The following is an 18803-nucleotide window of genomic DNA, read 5'->3' on the forward strand; positions in this document are numbered from 1 at the left end:
GGCGAGCGCGGCCGGGTCGAGCGCGCGCAGCAGTCCCACGCGGCCAGTCTCCCGGCCGCGGGGCGGTCAGACCACGTGGGGAGCGGCCAGCCGGCGGTGCAGCTCGGCCACGGCGTCCGGGACGTCCGCGTCCGGCATCGGGCGGGCCAGCCAGTACCCCTGGGCCGAGTCGCAGCCCAGCCGGGCCAGCTCCTCCCAGGTGGCCCGGGTCTCGACGCCCTCGGCCACCACCTGCAGGCCCAGGCTGTGCGCCAGGTCGACGGTGGAGCGCACGATCGTCCGGTCGGCGGCGTCGAGCTCCATGGTCTGCACGAAGGAGCGGTCGATCTTCAGGGTGCCCACCGGCAGCCGGGTCAGGTAGGCCAGCGAGGCGTGCCCGGTGCCGTAGTCGTCCACGGACAGCTCCACGCCCAGGTCGCGCAGCCTGTGCAGGACCTCCAGCGCCCGGCCGGGGTCCTTCATGGCCGCGCTCTCGGTGATCTCCAGCTCCAGCGCGGTGGCGGGCAGCGCGTGCGCGAGCAGCAGCTCGGCCACCCGGTCGGCCAGGCCGGTGTCCAGCAGGCTGCGCGCGGAGAGGTTCACCCCCACGGTCAGCTCCAGGCCGGCGTCCCGCCAGCGCCGGCCGGCGGTCAGCGCCTGGTCCAGCACCGCGTCGGTGAGCGGCCGGATCAGCCCGGTCTGCTCGGCGAGGGGGATGAACTCCGCCGGTGGCACCAGGCCCCGCTCGGGGTGCTCCCAGCGGACCAGCGCCTCGACGCCGGTCACCCGGCCGTCGGCGACCGACACGCGGGGCTGGTAGTGCACCCGCAGCTCGCCGTCGCGGATGGCGCGGCGCAGCTCGCCGAAGGTGCGCAGCTGGTCGGGGGCGTCGGCGTCGAGCGCGGGGCGGTAGACCGCGACGCCCAGGTGGTCGGCCTTCGCCGCGTACATCGCGACGTCCGCGTGCCGGAGCAGGTCGGCGGCCGTGCCCCCGCCGACGGCGACCCCGCAGCTGCCGTCCACCTCGAGCAGCAGGCCGTCGACGGGGAAGGGGCGGCGCAGGGCACGCACGGCCCGCTGCGCCACCTCCTCGGCCCCCGGGGCGTCGCAGCCGCGCAGCAGGACGACGAACTCGTCGCCCCCGAGGCGGGCCAGCACCGTGCCCTCGCGCAGCTCCCCGGCCAGCCGGTGGGCCACCGCGCGCAGCAGGTCGTCGCCGACGTGGTGGCCCAGCGTGTCGTTGACCTCCTTGAAGCGGTCGAGGTCGAGCAGCAGGACCGCCACCGACGGCCCCCCGGCGCACGCCTCCTCGACGGCCCGCTCGGCCGCCTCGGCGAGCGCCGCGCGGTTCAGCAGGCCGGTGAGGGCGTCGTGCTGGGCGCGGTACCGCAGCTGCTGCTCGGCCTCCCGGCGGTTGACCGCCTCGGCCTTCAGCTCGTCGGAGCGGCGCTTGCCGAACACCATCATCAGCAGGTGGGAGAAGGCGAGGACGAGCACGACGTCGTCGACCGGGCCGCCCAGGTGCGCGGGCAGGTCCCAGTGCACGCTGGCGACGCCGAACGCCGCGGTGAGCAGGACCACGACCGCGGCCTCGCGCAGGACGCGGGCGCGCAGGGCGCGGACGGCGCCCGGCGGTGCGGAGGGCTCCACGCGCACCTCCTCCGGTCGGCGGCCTCGCGCGGTGCATCGACCCCCGCGGCGGCGGGCTTGAGCGGCAGGTCCCCCCGACGGGTGGCGCAGCCATCCCCGCCGCGCGGCCGGGCGTAGGTTGGCCGCACTGTGCTGCCCTCGGTCACCGCCACCCGCTACGTCACCCCGCTGCGCGAGGGTGGGTCGCTGCCCGGGCTCATGGAGGCCGACGACCTCGGCACCTACGTGGTCAAGTGGCGGGCGGCCGGCCAGGGCGTGAAGGTCCTGGTGGCCGAGGTCGTCTGCGCCGAGCTCGCCCGGGCGCTGGGGCTGCCGGTGCCCGCCCTGGTCACCGTCGACGTCGTGCCCGAGCTCGCCGTGGGGGAGCCCGACCACGAGGTGCAGGAGCTGCTGCAGCGCTCGGCCGGGCGCAACCTGGGCCTGGACTACCTGCCGGGCGCGCTGGACTTCGAGGCCGGCGCTGACGGGGTGGACCCGGAGCTCGCCGGCCGGGTCCTCTGGTTCGACGCGCTGATCGGCAACGTGGACCGGTCGTGGCGCAACCCCAACATGCTGTTCTGGCACGGGCGGCTGCAGCTGATCGACCACGGCGCGGCGCTCACCTTCCACCACCACTGGCCGGGGGCCGAGGCCGCCGTCGAGCGGCCCTACGACGCCTCGGCGCACGCCCTGGTCGAGTGCACGCCCGACGTGCCGGCGGCCGACGCGGCGCTGGCGCACCGGGTGACCCGGGAGCTGCTGGACCGGGTGCTCGCCCAGGTGCCCGACGAGTGGCTCGACGACCCCGCGGCGGGTTCCTCGCCCGACGAGGTCCGGGCCCGGTACGCCGGGCAGCTGCTGGCCCGGCTGGCGGCGCGCCCCGCGTGGCTGCCCGGGCTGGTCGCCGCGGCCGCCGCCGGGGGAGCGGGCCGCCGGCGCGCCCCCCGCGGGGAGAACCGGCCCGCGTGGCTCGGCCCGCCGCCGCCCGAGGGGATCAGCCAGCGGTGATGACGACGACATCGAGGGACGTCTTCGAGTACGCGGTGCTGCGGGTGGTGCCGCGCGTCGAGCGCGGCGAGCTCCTCAACGCCGGCGTGATCGTCTACTGCCGTCAGCGTGACTACCTGGGGTCGCGGCTGCACCTGGACGTCGACCGGCTCCGCGCGCTGGACCCGACCGCCGACGCCGCGGCCATCGGCCGGGCGCTGCAGGCGGCCGCGGACGTCTGCTCGGCCGACCCGGTCGCCGGCGCCGCCGGGCGCGAGGCCCTCGGGTCCCGGTTCCGCTGGCTCACCGCGCCGCGGAGCACCGTGGTGCAGCCGGGGCCGGTGCACACCGGGCTGACCGCCGATCCCGATGCCGAGGCCGACCGCCTCTTCCGGCTCCTCGTCCTCCCCGTCCAGGGCGGTTAGTGCACGAACCGCCGTCGGGCGGCCCGCGTTCCGGTCCCTGGTGGGGCGGTTCGTGCACTAACCGCCGGGGAGCAGCGCGTCGATGCGGCGGGCGAGCTCCAGGTCCAGCTCGCTCACCCCGCCCGCGGAGTGGCTGACCAGGGTCAGGTGCAGCGTCCGCCAGCGCAGGTCGATGTCGGGGTGGTGGTCCATCTCCTCGGCGACGTCGGCGATCGCCACGATCGCGGCGACCGCGTCGCGGAAGCTGGGCAGCTCGACGGTGCGGCGCAGGCCGTCGCCGTCCCCGGACCACCGCGGCAGCGCGGGCAGCGCAGCCGCGAGCTCGTCATCGGACAACCGCGGCGGTCGAGGCATGTGGCGATGATGCTGGAACGGCCTCGTTCCAGGGACCCGTGCCGCGCGGAGCGTGTCGCGGGGTGGGACGAGGTCCTCTTAGGTGTGGAGGCCGCACTCCGTCTTGGTGGAGCCGGCCCAGCGGCCGGCGCGCGGGTCCTCGCCCGGGGCGACCGGCCGCGTGCAGGGGGCGCAGCCGATCGAGCCGTAGCCGATCTCGAACAGCGGGTTGACCGGGATCGCGTGCTCGGCGATGTACCGGTCGACGTCGTCCTGGGTCCAGGCGGCGATCGGGTTGACCTTCACCATGCCGCGCTTGGCGTCCCAGTCGACCAACTTGGTGTGCTTTCGCGTGGCGGACTCGTCCCGGCGCACACCGGAGCCCCAGGCGTCGAAGTCGGCGAGCGCCTCGGCCAGCGGCGTGACCTTGCGCAGCGAGCAGCACAGGTCCGGGTCGCGCTCGTGGAGCGCGGGGCCGTGGGTGCGGTCCTGCTCCGGCACGGTCTGCGCGGGGGTGACGTCGAGGAGCGTGATGGGCAGCACCGAGCTGATCCAGTCACGGGTGCCGAGGGTCTCGGCGAAGTGGTAGCCGGTGTTCAGGAAGATCACGTTGACGCCGGGGTGCGCGCGGCTCGCCAGGTGGGCGAGCAGGCCGTCGGCCATCGACGACGTGATGGCGAACCGGTCGCCGAACTGCTCGCCGGCCCACCGCAGCACCGCCAGCGCCTGCTCGACGGGGTCGGTGATGCCCTCGAGGCGGGCGTCCGCCGCGGCCGCGAGCTCCGGCGTCGGCGAGGTGGGCGTCCTCTCCTGCACGGCTGTCATCCCTGCACCCCCGTGGCGATCAGGCGGACCGAGAAGGCCCGCAGGCACGCGCCGCAGCGCCACCCGTCCTCGTGCGGCGTGAGCTCCTCGTCGCCGCAGTACGGGCAGTGGAACACCGGCAGCTGGCGGGTCCTTCCCGACGTCGGCTCCTCGCTCACAGCAGCCACTCCTCCTCGGCGCGGGCGACGTAATGGGCGAAGGACTCACCCGGTGTCCGGCGGTCCAGGAAGCCGCGGAGCACGCGCTCGCAGTAGTCGGCGGTCTCGCCCTTGGTCACCTTGTGGCCGCGGAACTTGCGGCCGAAGGTGCGCTCCACGCCGAGGTGCCCGCCCAGGTGGACCTGGAAGCCCTCGACCATCTCGCCGTCGTCGTCGCGGACCATCGAGCCCTTGAACCCGATGTCGGCGGTCTGGAAGCGGGCGCAGCTGTTCGGGCAGCCGTTGATGTTGATCCCGATCGGGGTGTCGAAGTCGGGCAGCCGGCGCTCGAGCTCGGCGTAGACCTCCTGCGCGAAGTGCTTGGTCTCGACGATCGCCAGCTTGCAGAACTCCAGCCCGGTGCAGGCCATCGTGCCGCGGCGGAAGGCGCTGGGCCGGACCTGCAGGTCGTGCTCGGCCAGCGCCTCGACCAGCGCCTCGACCCGCTCGTCGGGGACATCGAGGATGACCAGCTTCTGCTGCGTCGTCGTCCGGATGCGGCCCTGGCCGTACTCGTCGGCGAGGTCGGCGATCGTGGTGAGCAGCGTGCCGCTGATCCGGCCGGTGCGCAGGGCGAAGCCGACGGCGTTGCGGCCGTCCTTCTGCCTGCTCACGCCGACGTGGTCGCGCTGGTCGTGCTTGGCCGGGGCGGGGGCCGGGCCGTCGGGCAGCTCAGCGTGCAGGTACTCGTCCTGCAGCACCTGGCGGAACTTCTCCGGGCCCCAGTCGGCCATGAGGAACTTGATGCGGGCGCGGTTGCGCTGGCGGCGGTAGCCGTAGTCGCGGAAGACGGCGGTGCAGGCGGCCCAGACGTCGGTCACCTGCTCGGGCCGGACGAAGACGCCGATCCGCTGGGCGAACATCGGGTTGGTGGAGAGACCGCCGCCGACCCACAGGTCGTAGCCGGCCTCGCCCGCCTCGTTCACGACGCCGACGAAGGAGACGTCGTCGATCTCGGGCTCGGTGCAGTGGTCGACGCAACCGGACATCGACGTCTTCCACTTGCGCGGCAGGTTGCTGAACTCCGGGCTGCCCACGTACTTCGCGACGGTGTCGGCGATGACGTCGGTGGCGTCGATCACCTCGTCCTCGAGGATCCCGGCCAGCGGGCAGCCGAGCATCACGCGCGGCACGTCACCGCAGGCCTCCATCGTGGAGAGGCCCACCGACTCCAGCCGGCGCCAGATCTCCGGCACGTCCTCGATGCGGATCCAGTGGTACTGGACGTTTTGCCGGTCGGTGACGTCGGCGACGTCCCGGCCGAACTCGGTGCTGATGCCGCCGAGCACGCGGAGCGCGTCGCTGGTCAGCTGCCCGCCGTCGATGCGGGCCCGCATCATGAAGTAGGAGTCCTCGAGCTCCTCGGGCTCCAGCACGGCGGTCTTGCCGCCGGGGATGCCCTGGGCGCGCTGGGTGTAGAGCCCCATCCAGCGCATCCGGCCGCGGAGGTCACCGGGGTCGATGCCCTCGAAGCCGGTCTTGGAGTAGATGTCGAGGATCCGCTGGCGCACCTCGAGGCCGTCGGAGTCCTTCTTCATCCGCTCGTTGGGGTTGAGCGGCTCGCGGTAGCCCAGCGCCCACTGACCCTGACCCCGCTGGGGTCGGTTGCTGGTGCGGGTGGGGGTGCTCACGTGGCGTACTTCTTCCTGCGCTCGCCGACGGCCCGGCAGCCGGCCGGGGTCTGGGCGCTGCTGGTTCGGGACGCAGCGGGACAGCTGCGCGGGGGACCTGGGTCAGCGCAGGGCGCGACAGGCGGCGCTGGAGACGAGCGCCAGGTCGATGTGCAGGCGCGCGACCAGGAGGCTGCCGCGGTCCGTCATGCCGGCGATCCTCCCACATCCGGCGCGACCGGGCGCGGGGCTCACCCGGCGAGGCCGTCCGCGGCGCCGCTCAACGGGGGGCGGGCTCGCTGAAGGACCGCCACGCGGTGTCGATGGCGACCAGCTCAGCGGCGTGCGGCGGCAGCGTCCCGGCCACGACGTCGGCGACGGTGACGCCCTCCAGGACCCGCCGGTAGGCCTCGCGGGCGGCGACCCAGACCTCGGCCAGCCCGGCGGCGGGGCCGGGGTAGCTGACCTCCTCGGGCCGCTGGCCGTGCACCTCGGCCAGGAAGCCCAGCTCCACCCGCATCACGCGGGCGATGGAGATCTCCGACGCGGGCAGGGCCAGCCGGTACCCGCCGTCGCGGCCGCGCTGGCTGGTGACCAGCCGGGCGTGCTGCAGGTCGGCGAGGATCGCCTGGAGGAACCGGTTGGGGATGCCCTGGGCGGTCGCGATGCGGTCGCAGGTCAGCGCTTCGGGCGCCGCCGCGGCGAGCTCCACGACGGCGCGGACGGCGTAGTCGACCCGGGCGTTGATGCGCACGCTGCCCATACTGCCGCCATCTGGGAGAGTGCCCCGGTGCCCCGGCTGCGTTTCACCACGTTGGTGGAGGCGCCGCTGACCGTGGCGTTCGACGTCGCCCGTGCGCTGGGCCGCCCCTGGCGGTTCCCGCTGCGCGAGGTCGAGTCCGTCCGCCCGGAGCGGGACGTATTCGCCGCACCGCTGGGTCGCCGCGGCCGGGTCGAGCACGAGCGCCGCTTCTCGGCGACCGCCGCCGGCACGCTGGTCGAGGAGCACGTCGAGTGGGGAACCGGGCTGCCCGGTGCGCTGGGCGCGGTCGCGGACCGGGCGCTGCGGCCGCGGGTGGAGCGGGCGATGCGGGCGCACCTGGACGCCTTGGCCGCGGGGGCCGCGCTGCGGGCGCGCGAGGTCGTCCAGGTCGTGGGGGCGGCGCTGGTCGAGGGGGAGCGGGTGCTGGTCGCGCAGCGCTCGGGTGGCCCGTTCGACGGGTGCTGGGAGTTCCCCGGCGGCAAGGTCGACCCGGGGGAGACCGACCTCATCGCGCTGGTGCGGGAGTGCGCCGAGGAACTCGGGGTCACCGTCGTGCCGGCGTCCTTCCTCGGTGAGGTGCCGCTCGACGGCGTCGTCGCCGGAGGGGCGCCCGGCGCCTCCACGATGCGGGTCTGGGAGGCGCGGATCACGCACGGCCGGCCGGTGGCGCGGGAGCACGCCGAGCTGCGGTGGGTGGGCGCGGCCGACCTCGACGCGCTCGACTGGATCCCCGCCGACCGCCCGCTGCTGCCCGCCGTCCGGGCCCTCCTCGCCGGCGCCTGACCCGGGCGTTTTGTGCACATAGCGCCCGAGGGTGTGGACGACGGCAGCGGGGGCCGGGCGCCACCCGCGACGATCCGGCCGTGCTCCTGCGCTCCCAGGGCCTCCACGGCGTGTTCGTCGGCGCCCACGCGGTCTCCGAAGGCGTCCTCAGCCGCCGCCAGCTGAGGAACGGGCCGTACGTGCGGGTGCTCCGCGGCGTCTACGCCGCCCCGTCCCTGCCGCGGGACCACCTCCTGCGCTGCTCCGCGGCCGACCTCCTCATGCCACCGGGGGCGGCGCTCGGAGCCCGCTCGGCCGCGGCGGCCCTCGGTGCGCCGCAACCCGGCTACGCGGACCCGGTCACCGTGCTGGTGCCGGAGCGCCTCCAGTGGCGCGGGCCGGCTGGTGTCCGCGTGCGCCGGGTGGCCCTGCCGCCGGCCGACGTCCTGGTGGCGCGCGACGGCCTCCGGTGCACGACCCCGCTGCGCACCGCCTGGGACGTCGCCGCTCTCGAGACCACCGCGACGGCGGTCGGCGTCCTGGACGCGATGGTGCGCGCCGACCTGCTCACGGCGACGGACCTCGCGGGGCTGCTCCGGACCGGCGTCGGGCGGTGGGGTGCGGTGCGGGTCCGCACGGCCTTCGCCCTGGTCGACGCTCGAGCCGAGTCGCCACCCGAGTCGTGGGTGCGGGTGGCGTGCGCCCTGGCCGTACTGCCGCCGCCGGTGCCGCAGCACGAGGTCGTCGAGGGCGGGACCTGGCTCGGGCAGGTGGACCTGGCGTGGCCGGAGCAGCGGGTCGTCGTCGAGTACGAGGGCGCCTACCACTTCGACGATCTGCAGATCGTGCGCGACGACGAGCGGTACCGCCGCCTCGCCGCCGCGGGGTGGCGGGTCGTCCGGCTCGCCGCCCATGACCTCCGGGACATGGACGCCGTCGTCGCGCGGATCCGGGCCGCGCTGCTCGGCTGACGCGGGGCCGCCACCCCGGGCCTTTTGTGCACAAAGCGCCCGACGGCCGCCACCCGGGCGTTATGTGCACAAAACGCGCGACGGGCGCCGCCCCCGTGGGGGACGGCGCCCGTCGGGCGTCCTGGAACGGCCACGCCTACTTCTTGAAGGCGTCCTTCACCTTCTCGCCGGCCTGCTTGAGGTTGCTCTTGGACTCCTCCTTCTGGCCCTCGGCCTGGAGGTCGCGGTCGTCGGTGGCGTCACCGACCGCCTGCTTGCCCTTCCCGGACATCTCCTCGATCTTGTTCGTCAGCTTGTCCGTGCCGCTCATCGCGTCGTCCCTCCGGTCGTCGTGGCAAACCTGCGCAGACCACTACCCCGCCCGTGACCTGGCGACACGCCTCCGGGAGACAGTGCCATGGGCCGTGCCGTCTGGATCTGGCCGGAACGCGGCGGCCTCGATGAGATCGCAGAGGACTTGGACAGTTCGGCCCCAGGGTCGTTAGGCACCCGCTGCACTCAACGATTTGCAGGCGCCTCAGGGTCGGATCCGAGCCGCTGGAATAGCCAGAACAAGCCCACGGCGCTGAACGCGGACCCACCTAGGAAGCCAGCTAGCCCGCTTCCGTCCACGTATGCCCAGACCAAGCCGAGCAGAGGGGCTGAAAGTGACGGCAGTACGTCGACACGCAGCTGACGAAGCATCCCGTGGGAGCGTGGAACGGTCGTTGGCCAGAGCACCCGTTGCGCGCCCCGAGGCGTGCGACCGCGAACGCGGCCGGATGGCCAGACCTCGGCACCGGCAATCACCGGCAATAGCAAGCGACCGGGCTCTGGTCGCCCATGTACCTCGATCTTCGAGCTCGGAGCCAGGACGGCAAGCTCTGGAGCCCAGAAGACCGGCAACCATCGCACGCCGCTGGCGGTCTCCAACTCGAGACAGCTGCGCACCAGCAGACCGCGCTGAACCACGAGTCGGGTCGCTAGGACGTGGACGACGGGAAGCTGCCGCAGCCTCCGGCGCGTGACCACGACCAGAGCAGTGGAGGCGGCGGCTAGCAGGAGTGCAGCACCGACCACCACCATGCTTGAGATCAGACCCTGGAGCTGGCGTGTGGCCGCGTCTCCGTTGGCGTAGACGACGCTCGAGACGCCATACGACGAGGGGTCGTACCGCACGGGCACAGTCGTACCAGGTCGCACCTCCGTCGGTTCGGCCAGAATCAACTGCGCCGTCCGTCGCTTCCCGTCGGCGTCCTCGAACGTCACCAGCAGACCGCGTCGGTCAGGTGGTCGCTCGGACTCCACGACGCGTGCGACGGTCCCCGCGGTGGCGTCGGACAGGGGGGCACGAGCGTCGGGTAGTTGAGCGGCGAGAATCGCTAGCAGCGCGAATGCAACAACGAGCAGAGGGGCCAGCCCGAGCCAAAGCTGTGTCATCGCGCGCCGGTGCGGCTGGCTCGGCAAGGTCTTGTTCATCGTGGCCATCGTCTCAAGTCCGTCGCCCGGTCATGCGGGACTGCCCCGACTTCGATCGCCTCGGCGGGCGGGGTGGTCAGTCCGCGGTAGCGGCGAAGTCGAGTGTCTCGTACTCGACCGGTGCGTGAAGTGAAGGACCGGATGAGCAGGGGGCCTACTCGGAGGTAACGAAAGAGTGACGGTGGTGGACGCTCTGGCCTAGGCCTACCTAGGGTCCTCGGCACACACCTCGACGGCGCGCCTCGCAGTCTCAAGGTGAGGGTGCGCCAAATCCTTGACCGCGGATGGGGCACGAGTCCGTCGGGACACAGACGCTTTTGCCCCCGCTGACAGCGGGGGCTGGAGGAGGCATAGCAAGTGAACCTCAGTAGGCGCGGCGCCGCGCTGTTCGCCTCCGGCTTGGCCGGTGCGTTACTGCTCACCGCTTGTACCGGCGGTGGCGACGGCGACGAAGGAGGCAACGACGGGCAGGCGGCCGAGCGGTCCGGCCAGGTCGTCTTCGGGGAGTCCACCGACTTTCCGGAGAACCTCTTCCCCAACATCGCCGCGGGTAACGCGACGTCCACCGCCAACATCCTGAACGGCATCCTGCCGGGCGCCTTCACCGTGCAGCCCGACTTCAGCATCGTCTGGAACGACGACCTGCTCGCCGAGGAGCCGACCCTCGAGGTCGACGGCGAGACGCAGACCAACACCTACGTCATCAGCGACGAGGCGGTCTGGAGCGACGGCACCCCGATTACCGCCGACGACTTCGAGTTCACCTGGCGGTCCAGCCGCAGCACCGACCCGGCCGACGGCGGCTGCCCCGCCCTGCTGTCGACGACGGGCTACGAGCAGATCGAGTCGGTCGAGGGCAGCGGCGAGAACAACAAGACCGTCACCGTCACCTACACGACCCCCTTCTCCGACTGGCAGTCGCTGTTCAGCGGCGATTTCGGCGGCGGCATTCTGCCGGCTCACATCATGGACGACGAGGACCCGGCCGTCGTCTGCGAGACGATCACCGAGGGCTGGCCGATCGGCGAGGGCCTGCCTTCCGACATCTCCGGTGGCCCCTGGCAGCTGCTCGCTGAGAGCGTCGATGTCGGCACGCAGACCGTCGTCCTCACCCCCAACCCCGAGTGGTATGGCGAGGGGCCGTTCATCGAGCGGTTGATCATCCAGAACATCGGCAACGACCCGACGACCGCCGTCCAGGGTCTGCAGAACGGTGAGCTGGGGATTATCTACCCGCAGCCGCAGTTGGACCTGGTCAACCAAGTCGAGGAGCTCGCGCCCGATGTCGAGAGCGACGTCACCTTCGGGCTCTCCTTTGAGCACCTGGACTTCAACGCCCAGGACCCACACCTGGCCAGCCTGCCCGTGCGCCAGGCGATCGCCATGTCGCTGGACCGTGAGGAGATCGTCGACCAGACCGTCGGCCAGTTCTCCTCCGACGCCGAAGTGCTGCAGAACCGTATCTACTTCAACAACCAGCCGGAGTACGAGGACACCGCTCCGGAGGTATACAAGGAGCAGAACACCGAGCAGGCCCGGGAGCTGCTTGAGGGTGACGGCTACACGCTGGGGCCGGACGGGATCTACACGCACCCTGAGCGGGGCCGCCTGGAGATCCAGATCGACACCACGGCGAACAACCCGCTGCGGCAGACGACCATCGAGGTCATGATCCCGCAGCTGGAGGAGTCGGGCATCGCCGCCAGCTTCAACGCGAACCCGGACATCTTCGCCGGTGCCGAGCAGCCGACCTCGCTCGAGGCCGGCGGCTTCCAGGCCGCGGTGTTCGCCTGGGTCGGCTCGCCGTTCCGGTCGGCCACTCAGTCCATCTACTGGTCGCCGGACAACGGCCTCGGCCAGAACTACTCCCGGCAGGGCACGGCCGAGATCGACGAGCTGTACGCCGAATTCGTTCAGGAGCCCGACGACGCCGCGCGGGCCGAGATCGGCAACCAGATCGACGCCCTGCTCTGGGAGCAGGTGGCCACCGTGCCGCTGTACCAGAAGCCGACGTTCATCGCGTGGCAGAGCAATATCCAGGGCGTGGAGGACAACTCCACGCAGGCCGGTCCGCTCTGGAACTCGGAGACCTGGACCGTCGAGTGATCGGTGGTCAGGTGCTCCCCAGGTCCTTCGGGAGCACCTGACCACCCGGCAGGCTGATCCGGCCTTCCTGGCCGCGGCCCTCGGTGCACTGCTCCGGGGGCCGCGGTCTTGCCCGGCCACAATGCACTACTCCTGACCATCCGTCCCGGTCCGCCGGCCGGGCCGGGTCGACCGCCGTCCTGCGGGCCCCGTCCCACCCTGGGCGGGGGAGCGGCCCTCATTGTCGTCGTAAGGTCTCGCCCATGCTGTTCTTCGCGATCAGGCGGCTCGTCGGAGCCGTCTTCGTGTTGCTCGGGAGCTCGTTCCTGGTGTTCGCGCTCTGCGCGGCCAGCTTCGACCCGCTGTCGCGTTACTACACCCTCCAACCGCGTCCGCCCGAGGCGTTCTTCGACAACCTCCGCGCGGAACTGGGGCTCAACGACCACTTCTTGATCCGGTACTGGAACTGGCTCACCGGGGTCCTCACCGGCGACTTCGGCGAGACGGTGAACGGCACGCCGGTGGCCGATCAGTTGTTCCAGCGGCTCGGCGTCACTGCCCGCCTGATCACCGCCGCGGTCATCATCGCCGTCATCCTCGCGGTTGTCGTCGGCGTCATCGGTGCGGTTCGGCAGTACAAGCCCTCCGACTACGCCTTCACCTTCCTGGCGTACCTGCTGATCGCCCTGCCGACCTTCTGGTTCGCCGCGCTGCTGAAGGAGTTCGTCGCGGTCGGCGTCAACGACGCCTTCGACCGCCAAGTGCTGTACACCCTCGGCGAGGAGACAGCGGCGTTGGGCTTGTACGCGGACGGCTGGGAACTCTGGTCCGACCGGCTGGCTCACCTGATCCTGCCGACGATCAGCCTGGCTTTGCTCTCCTTCGCCGCCTGGAGCCGGTTCCAGCGCGCCGCCATGCTCGACGTCCTCGGGTCGGACTACATGCGCCTGGCCCGCGCCAAGGGCCTAACCTACCGGCGCACGGTCATCAAGCACGGCCTGCGCAACGCGCTCATCCCGCTCACCACAGTGGTCGCCCTGGGCATCGGCACCCTGTTCGGCGGCGCGATCATCACCGAGCAGGTGTTCGTTTGGAACGGCATGGGGCGCTACCTGCTCGAGAGCGGGATCGGCAACAACGACATCAACGTGGTGCTCGGCTGGCTGCTGGTCAGCGCCGTGTTCGTCGTCGTCTTCAACTTGGTCGCCGACGTCCTGTACGCGGTCCTCGACCCGCGGATCAGGCTGTCGTGACGGCGCTCGGTCGATAGGGAAACAACATGGCATCCACCAAGCCGCAGGACACGACAGGCTCCGCGGTCCCAGCCGAGCCGGGCGCACCCGCTGGCGGCGGCGTCGACCGCGAATTCGGCATCCGGGCCCGGAGCCAGCGGCAGCAGATCGTCCGCCGCTTCCTGCACAACAAGGTCGGCATGACCGGCCTAGTGCTGCTGGCCGCCATGCTGCTGTTCGGCTTTGTAGGCCCGCTGCTCTACAGCACCGAGTACGCCTCCCAGAACCGGAACGCGCAGTCAGTCTCGCCCGGGACCGCTGGCTACCCGCTGGGCAGTGACGCCATCGGGCGCGACCTGCTGGCCGGTCTCATGCAGGGCGTGCAGCGGACCCTGCTCATCGTGGCCGTCTTCATGGTGATCGCCTTGCCGCTCGGTCTGCTGGTCGGGGCGGTCGCCGGGTATTTCGGCCGGTGGGTCGACAGCTCGCTTATGCGGCTGGTCGACCTGATCCTGACGGTGCCGCTGCTGGTCGTGCTCATCGTGGTGGCGAGCAACTTCCCCGAATTGCGCACGCCGCAGGGAGTGGGGCTCATCCTGGGGCTGTTTGGGTGGCTGGATCTCGCGCGCATCGTCCGCGGCCAGTTCCTCACCCTCCGCGAGAAGGAGTATGTTGAGGCGGCGCACGCCCTGGGTGCCTCGGACAAGCGGATCATCTTCAAGCACCTGATTCCCAACGCGCTGGGATCCATCATCGTCTGGGTGACGCTGGCGGCGGCGACCGCGATCATCCTCGAGGCGTCACTGACCTACCTCGGCTTCGGGGTAAACCAGGCCAACGCGACCTCCCTGGGCCGGCTGGTGTCCGACGGCGTGCAGGCCGCGAGCACCCGGCCCTGGTTGTTCTACTTCCCCGGCATCGCGTTGCTCTTGATCGTCTTGGCCATCAACCTGATTGGTGACGGCATCCGCGACGCCTTCGACCCCAGCAACCGCCGCGTGCGGGCCTGAGAGGGAGAGGCATGACCAGCATCGAGCCTGGCGGCCGCGGCACGTCCACGGCCGGAGCGACCTCCTACGACGTTCTCTCCTCCGGTCGGGGGGCTGCCGCCGATCCCGCCGCACGATCGTCGTCCGACCTACTGCTCGAGGTTCGCGACCTGAACGTCCGGTTCCCAACCGAGGACGGTCTGGTGCACGCCGTCCGCGGCGTGGACTACACGCTCCGTCCCGGCGAGGTGCTCGGCATCGTGGGAGAATCTGGCTCGGGCAAGTCGGTCACCTCGCTGGCCGTCATGGGCCTCCTGCCGGCATCCGCGCGGGTCACCGGCTCGGTGCGCTACAGGGGCGAGGAATTGCTCGGCCTGCGAGACAAGGACATGTCGCTCCTGCGCGGCTCGGGCATCTCCATGATCTTCCAGGACCCGATGACGTCCCTGGACCCGGTCTACAAGGTGGGCGACCAGATCGAGGAGACGCTCCGGATCCACGACCGCAACCTCTCCCGCAAGGCGGCCACCGCCCGGGCCGTGGAGCTCCTGGAGCTGGTCGGCATCCCGCAGGCCGAGGAGCGGGTGCGGGCGTATCCCCACTCGTTCTCTGGCGGCATGCGCCAGCGCGTCGTCATCGCGATCGCCATGGCGAACCAGCCGGACGTGATCATCGCCGACGAGCCCACCACCGCGCTGGACGTCACGGTGCAGGCGCAGATTCTCGAGGTGCTGGGAACGGCGCTGGAGGAGACCGGGGCCGCGATGGTGCTGATCACCCACGACCTGGGCGTGGTCGCCGGCATCGCCGACCGCGTTCTCGTCATGTACGCCGGGCGGCCGATCGAGGTCGGCGGCGTCGAGGACATTTACTACGAGCCGCGGATGCCGTACACGCTCGGGCTGCTCGGCTCCCTGCCGCGCCTGGACAGCACCACCCGCGAGCGGCTGACGCCGATCGTCGGCGCTCCGCCGTCGTTGCTGAACATGCCTCCCGGCTGCCCCTTCGCGCCGCGGTGCCCGCTTCACGTCCCCGCCTGCGACCTGGAGGAGCCTCCTCTGTTCGAGGTCGGGCCCAGCCACACCGCCGCCTGCATCCGCACGGACCTGGTCGCCGAGGCTCACGGCCATGCTGCCGAGGTCTTCGAGGCGGGTGTCACCGACACGCTGCTGGGCGACCAGGCCGCGGCTACCCCGGCCGCTGCGCACGGGGGCGACGAGCCGGCCGGCCCGCCGCCGCCCTCGCAGACCGAGCCGACGGCAGGGCGCGGCGGCGAGACCGGAACCGTCACCACCCCCCGAGGAGACCGCCCGTGACCGCCCCCACGGCCGACCGCCCCCGCGCAGCCGGGCAGCAGGGGGAACCCATCCTGTCCGTGCGCGGCCTGGTCAAGCACTTCCCGATCACCGGAGGCATGCTCCGGCGCAACGTCGGCGCCGTGCGCGCCGTCGATGGAATCGACCTCGACCTCTACTCCGGCGAGGTCCTCGGACTCGTCGGAGAGTCCGGATGCGGCAAGTCCACCACCGGGCGCGCCATCCTCAACCTCCAGCCGGCCACGAGCGGCTCGGTGGTCTTCCAGGGCAAGGAGATCGTCGGGCTTGGCCGCAAGAAGATGCGCCCGCTGCGCCGGGACATCCAGATCGTGTTCCAGGACCCGTACGCTTCGCTCAGCCCCCGCCTGCCGGTGTTCGACATCATCGCCGAGCCGCTGCTCATCCATGGCGTGGTCACGGGCGAGGCCGCCGTCCGGGAGCGGGTCGAGGAACTGGTGCGGCTCGTCGGGCTGAATCCCGAGCACACCAACCGGTACCCGGCCGATTTCTCCGGCGGCCAGCGCCAGCGCATCGGCATCGCGCGCGCCCTGGCCCTCGAACCTAAGGTGCTGGTGCTCGACGAACCGGTGAGCGCTCTGGACGTCTCGATTCAGGCCGGCGTCATCAACCTGCTCGAGGACCTGAAGGACCGGCTGCAGCTGTCCTATCTCTTCATCGCCCACGACCTGTCGGTCGTCCGGCACATCTCCGACCGGGTCGCGGTCATGTATCTGGGCCGGATCGTCGAGATCGCCGAGCGTGACGAGCTCTTCGAGCGGCCTGTCCACCCGTACACGCAGGCGCTGCTTTCAGCGATCCCGCTCCCCGACCCCCGCCGGGAGCGGGCGCGACAGCGCATCATCATCTCCGGCGACGTCCCCAGTCCGGCCAACCCCCCGTCGGGATGCCACTTCCGGACGCGGTGCCAGAAGTTCGCCAGCGAACTCTCCGACACCCAGCGCCAGACGTGCATCGACGTGGACCCGGCCTTGGCGGACCGGGGCGCCGGACACCTGAACGCCTGCCACTACGCCGAGGCCCGCCGGGTTCTGTGACTTCGCGGTCGTCCGGGCGGCAGTGCGACCGGCGTGGTCCCGGCGCGCCCGCCCCACCGTGCGCGGCGGGCCCCGGCCCCGCTCGCGCCGCGCGCCGCCTCAGGGAGAATGGGCGACCGTGACCGCCGATCGACGCCTGCTCCTCGTCCACGCGCACCCCGACGACGAGACGATCGGCAACGGGGCCACGATGGCGCGCTACGTCGCCGAGGGCGTCGGCGTCACCCTGCTCACCTGCACGCTGGGCGAGGAGGGCGAGATCCTGGTCCCCGAGCTCGCCCAGCTCGCCGCCGACCAGGCCGACCAGCTCGGCGGCTACCGCGTCTGGGAGCTGCGCGGGGCGATGGCGGCCCTCGGCGTCGAGGACTTCCGCTTCCTCGGCGGGGCCGGGCGCTACCGCGACTCCGGGATGATGGGCACCCCGGCGAACGAGCACCCGCGCGCCTTCTGGAACGCCGACCTCGACGAGGCGGTGGCGCACGCCGTCGCCGTCGTCCGGGAGGTCCGCCCGCAGGTCGTCGTCACCTACGACGAGTTCGGCGGCTACGGCCACCCCGACCACATCCAGGCGCACCGGGTGGCGATGCGGGCGGTGGAGGCCGCGGCGGACCCGGGCTACCGCCCCGACCTCGGCGCCGCCTGGCAGGTGGCGAAGGTCTACTGGAACGCGATGCCCCGATCGGTGGTGCGCGAGGGCATCGAGGCCATGGCGGCCCTCGGCGAGGCATCCCCGTTCGAGGGGCTGGGCGAGGTCGACGACATCCCCTTCGTGGTGCCCGACGAGGTGGTTTCCTGCGCGGTGGACGCCCGGGCCTACGCCGGGCGCAAGGACGCCGCCATGCGCGCCCACCCCACCCAGATCACCGTCGACGGCCCGTTCTTCGCGCTGTCGAACAACCTCGGCCAGGAGGTGCTCGGCGTCGAGTACTACCGCCTGGTCGCGGGCGAGCGCGGCCCGGCCGCCGGGCCCGACGGCCGGGAGGACGACCTCTTCGCCGGTCTCGAGGGGTGAGGCGCCGCGGGCCGGTCACGGTGGGCCTGGGCGTCGCCGCCGTCCTCGTCGCCGGGTGGCTGGCCGTCGTCGAGGTGCTCTGGCTGCCGCTGCGGGTCGGGGGCGTGCTGGTGCCGGTCTCGGTGGTGGCCGCGGTGGCCGGCAACCTGCTGCTGGTGTCGGCCGCGCTCCGGCTCAGCGGCTCCAAGGTGGTCGCCGCCCTCCCGGCGGTCACCTGGCTGGCCGTCGCGGTCGCGGCCATGGTGCAGCGCCCCGAGGGTGACCTGCTGCTGGTCTCCGGGGGTCCGCTCGGCCTGGTGAGCACCGCGTTCCTGCTGCTGGGGGTGCTGGCCGCGGCGCTGGCCCTGGGGCTGGCGTTGGGCACCCCCACCCGCCGGGTCAGCCCCGCGGGGCCCACCGGTAGTGGTAGCGGTGGTGCTCGGTGAACCCCATCCGGGCGTAGAGGGTCAGCGCCGGGGCGTTGGACGCGGTCACCTGCAGCAGGCAGGACGTCGCCCCGCGGGCGCGGCCCTCGGTGGCCAGCGCCGCCATCACCGCCGTCGCCAGGCCGCGCCGCCGGTAGCGCTCGTCGACGGTCACCGCGCTGACCACGAGCCAGCCGTCGTCGACGACGCCGCGCGCCACCGCGGCCGGCCGGTCGGCCGCGGGGTCGGGCCGGACGGAGGCGAACAGCGGTCGCTCGGCGTTGCGGAGGACCGCTGCCGCGGTGGCGGGCAGCGGCGCGCCGCGGTGCCGGTAGCCGGCCAGCCACACCTCGTCGGGGGCGTCGTCGAGCAGCACCGGGACGCCGGCGCCGGGCCAGGGACCGGCCGGCCCGACGAGCACCAGGACGTCCTCGTCGCGGGTCCACCCCGCGGCGGCGAACGCGGCGTCGACCTCCTCGCCCCCGGGGACCGGGACGGCGGCGCACGCGCGCAGCCCCCGGTCGGCGTACCAGCCGGTCACGCCGACGACCGCCGAGCGCAGGTCCTCCGGCGGGTCTCCGGTGACCAGCACCGAGTTCGCCCGGCCGGTGAAGCCGCCGCCGGCGCGCAGCAGCCAGTCGCCGTAGGGCTCCTCCTCCAGCCCCCGCCAGGTGCGGGCGGCGAGGCGCTCCAGCTCGGCGACCCGGGTCGGGGCTGCGGTGGTCACGGCGACGATCATGGCGGGCCGCGCCGCCGGGAGCGGAGGCGCCC

General features: G+C 72.5%; 20 protein-coding genes. 11 read left to right on the plus strand and 9 right to left on the minus strand.

Going from position 1 to position 18803, the window contains the following annotated elements:
• Positions 1 to 66: 66 nt before the first annotated feature.
• Positions 67 to 1629 carry a bifunctional diguanylate cyclase/phosphodiesterase gene (locus E9529_RS12945; protein ID WP_236831570.1) on the minus strand — a complete coding sequence of 521 codons (1563 nt, stop codon included), beginning with the start codon at positions 1627 to 1629 and terminating at the stop codon, positions 67 to 69.
• A 129-nt stretch (positions 1630 to 1758) separates the two neighbouring features.
• On the opposite strand from E9529_RS12945, the gene E9529_RS12950 reads away from it, so the two are divergent.
• Entirely contained in the window at positions 1759 to 2616 is an 858-nt protein-coding gene (locus tag E9529_RS12950) for a HipA family kinase (RefSeq protein WP_236831571.1), read from the plus strand.
• Positions 2616 to 3020 (plus strand): DUF3037 domain-containing protein, encoded by a 405-nt coding sequence (locus tag E9529_RS12955; RefSeq protein WP_236831572.1) that lies wholly within the window; start codon positions 2616 to 2618, stop codon positions 3018 to 3020. The genes E9529_RS12950 and E9529_RS12955 overlap by 1 nt, the downstream gene beginning before the upstream one ends.
• A gap of 57 nt (positions 3021 to 3077) precedes the next feature.
• On the opposite strand, the gene E9529_RS12960 is transcribed toward E9529_RS12955, so the two are convergent.
• The 5 genes from E9529_RS12960 to E9529_RS12980 all read right to left on the minus strand — a co-directional run bounded on the left by E9529_RS12960 (position 3078) and on the right by E9529_RS12980 (position 6748).
• On the minus strand, positions 3078 to 3374 hold the full coding sequence (locus tag E9529_RS12960) for a 4a-hydroxytetrahydrobiopterin dehydratase (protein WP_236831573.1): 297 nt from the start codon (positions 3372 to 3374) through the stop codon (positions 3078 to 3080).
• A gap of 78 nt (positions 3375 to 3452) precedes the next feature.
• On the minus strand, positions 3453 to 4178 hold the full coding sequence (locus tag E9529_RS12965) for a phosphoadenylyl-sulfate reductase (RefSeq protein ID WP_236831574.1): 726 nt from the start codon (positions 4176 to 4178) through the stop codon (positions 3453 to 3455).
• Positions 4175 to 4336, minus strand: coding sequence for a hypothetical protein (locus tag E9529_RS12970; RefSeq protein WP_236831575.1), 162 nt, complete (start codon positions 4334 to 4336; stop codon positions 4175 to 4177). The genes E9529_RS12965 and E9529_RS12970 overlap by 4 nt, the downstream gene beginning before the upstream one ends.
• Positions 4333 to 6006 (minus strand): nitrite/sulfite reductase, encoded by a 1674-nt coding sequence (locus tag E9529_RS12975; protein ID WP_236831576.1) that lies wholly within the window; start codon positions 6004 to 6006, stop codon positions 4333 to 4335. Before E9529_RS12975 ends, E9529_RS12970 begins: the two co-directional genes overlap by 4 nt.
• Before the next feature lie 259 nt (positions 6007 to 6265).
• A complete protein-coding gene (locus E9529_RS12980; RefSeq protein ID WP_236831577.1) occupies positions 6266 to 6748 on the minus strand; it encodes an Rrf2 family transcriptional regulator in 483 nt (160 codons plus the stop codon).
• A 27-nt stretch (positions 6749 to 6775) separates the two neighbouring features.
• On the opposite strand from E9529_RS12980, the gene E9529_RS12985 reads away from it, so the two are divergent.
• Together E9529_RS12985 and E9529_RS12990 are read left to right on the plus strand one after the other, a co-directional pair.
• Positions 6776 to 7531: a (deoxy)nucleoside triphosphate pyrophosphohydrolase gene (locus E9529_RS12985; protein WP_236831578.1), complete on the plus strand. Its 756-nt coding sequence runs from the start codon at positions 6776 to 6778 to the stop codon at positions 7529 to 7531.
• 80 nt (positions 7532 to 7611) lie between these two features.
• Positions 7612 to 8481 carry an endonuclease domain-containing protein gene (locus E9529_RS12990; protein WP_236831579.1) on the plus strand — a complete coding sequence of 290 codons (870 nt, stop codon included), beginning with the start codon at positions 7612 to 7614 and terminating at the stop codon, positions 8479 to 8481.
• Between the two features lie 136 nt (positions 8482 to 8617).
• On the opposite strand, the gene E9529_RS12995 is transcribed toward E9529_RS12990, so the two are convergent.
• Both E9529_RS12995 and E9529_RS22975 read right to left on the minus strand, forming a co-directional pair.
• Positions 8618 to 8791, minus strand: a complete 174-nt coding sequence (locus tag E9529_RS12995; protein WP_236831580.1) for a CsbD family protein — start codon at positions 8789 to 8791, stop codon at positions 8618 to 8620.
• 188 nt (positions 8792 to 8979) lie between these two features.
• The gene (locus E9529_RS22975) at positions 8980 to 9948 is read right to left on the minus strand and encodes a DUF3592 domain-containing protein (RefSeq protein WP_374201348.1); all 969 of its coding nucleotides are present in this window, start codon (positions 9946 to 9948) and stop codon (positions 8980 to 8982) included.
• Between the two features lie 348 nt (positions 9949 to 10296).
• Here E9529_RS22975 and E9529_RS13000 point away from each other — a divergent pair, with 348 nt between their 5' ends.
• The 7 genes from E9529_RS13000 to E9529_RS13030 all read left to right on the plus strand — a co-directional run bounded on the left by E9529_RS13000 (position 10297) and on the right by E9529_RS13030 (position 18053).
• Positions 10297 to 12045: an ABC transporter family substrate-binding protein gene (locus E9529_RS13000; protein ID WP_236831581.1), complete on the plus strand. Its 1749-nt coding sequence runs from the start codon at positions 10297 to 10299 to the stop codon at positions 12043 to 12045.
• A gap of 242 nt (positions 12046 to 12287) precedes the next feature.
• Positions 12288 to 13277 carry an ABC transporter permease gene (locus E9529_RS13005; protein ID WP_236831582.1) on the plus strand — a complete coding sequence of 330 codons (990 nt, stop codon included), beginning with the start codon at positions 12288 to 12290 and terminating at the stop codon, positions 13275 to 13277.
• Positions 13278 to 13303: 26 nt separating this feature from the next.
• A complete protein-coding gene (locus E9529_RS13010; RefSeq protein ID WP_236831583.1) occupies positions 13304 to 14266 on the plus strand; it encodes an ABC transporter permease in 963 nt (320 codons plus the stop codon).
• 182 nt (positions 14267 to 14448) lie between these two features.
• Complete coding sequence (locus E9529_RS13015) at positions 14449 to 15561, plus strand: ABC transporter ATP-binding protein (protein ID WP_236831584.1); 1113 nt, start codon at positions 14449 to 14451, stop codon at positions 15559 to 15561.
• A complete protein-coding gene (locus E9529_RS13020) occupies positions 15558 to 16616 on the plus strand; it encodes an ABC transporter ATP-binding protein (RefSeq protein WP_236831585.1) in 1059 nt (352 codons plus the stop codon). The genes E9529_RS13015 and E9529_RS13020 overlap by 4 nt, the downstream gene beginning before the upstream one ends.
• Positions 16617 to 16734: 118 nt before the next feature.
• On the plus strand, positions 16735 to 17628 hold the full coding sequence (mshB, locus tag E9529_RS13025; protein WP_236831586.1) for an N-acetyl-1-D-myo-inositol-2-amino-2-deoxy-alpha-D-glucopyranoside deacetylase: 894 nt from the start codon (positions 16735 to 16737) through the stop codon (positions 17626 to 17628).
• On the plus strand, positions 17625 to 18053 hold the full coding sequence (locus E9529_RS13030; protein WP_236831587.1) for a hypothetical protein: 429 nt from the start codon (positions 17625 to 17627) through the stop codon (positions 18051 to 18053). Before mshB ends, E9529_RS13030 begins: the two co-directional genes overlap by 4 nt.
• Here the strand turns inward: E9529_RS13030 and E9529_RS13035 are convergent.
• A complete protein-coding gene (locus E9529_RS13035; RefSeq protein ID WP_236831588.1) occupies positions 18007 to 18759 on the minus strand; it encodes a GNAT family N-acetyltransferase in 753 nt (250 codons plus the stop codon). The two genes, E9529_RS13030 and E9529_RS13035, sit on opposite strands and share 47 nt — an antisense overlap.
• Positions 18760 to 18803 lie beyond the last annotated feature (44 nt).

It is taken from the genome of Blastococcus sp. KM273128, assembly GCF_021698975.1.
GTDB lineage: Bacteria > Actinomycetota > Actinomycetes > Mycobacteriales > Geodermatophilaceae > Blastococcus.

Coding starts and splice junctions, on each gene's coding strand:
- E9529_RS12965 (WP_236831574.1), bottom strand. CDS start 4,178: ATGACAGCCGTGCAGGAGAGGACGCCCACCTCGCCGACGCCGGAGCTC.
- E9529_RS12955 (WP_236831572.1), top strand. CDS start 2,616: ATGACGACGACATCGAGGGACGTCTTCGAGTACGCGGTGCTGCGGGTG.
- E9529_RS12960 (WP_236831573.1), bottom strand. CDS start 3,374: ATGCCTCGACCGCCGCGGTTGTCCGATGACGAGCTCGCGGCTGCGCTG.
- E9529_RS12995 (WP_236831580.1), bottom strand. CDS start 8,791: ATGAGCGGCACGGACAAGCTGACGAACAAGATCGAGGAGATGTCCGGG.
- E9529_RS12980 (WP_236831577.1), bottom strand. CDS start 6,748: ATGGGCAGCGTGCGCATCAACGCCCGGGTCGACTACGCCGTCCGCGCC.
- E9529_RS22975 (WP_374201348.1), bottom strand. CDS start 9,948: ATGGCCACGATGAACAAGACCTTGCCGAGCCAGCCGCACCGGCGCGCG.
- E9529_RS13010 (WP_236831583.1), top strand. CDS start 13,304: ATGGCATCCACCAAGCCGCAGGACACGACAGGCTCCGCGGTCCCAGCC.
- E9529_RS13005 (WP_236831582.1), top strand. CDS start 12,288: ATGCTGTTCTTCGCGATCAGGCGGCTCGTCGGAGCCGTCTTCGTGTTG.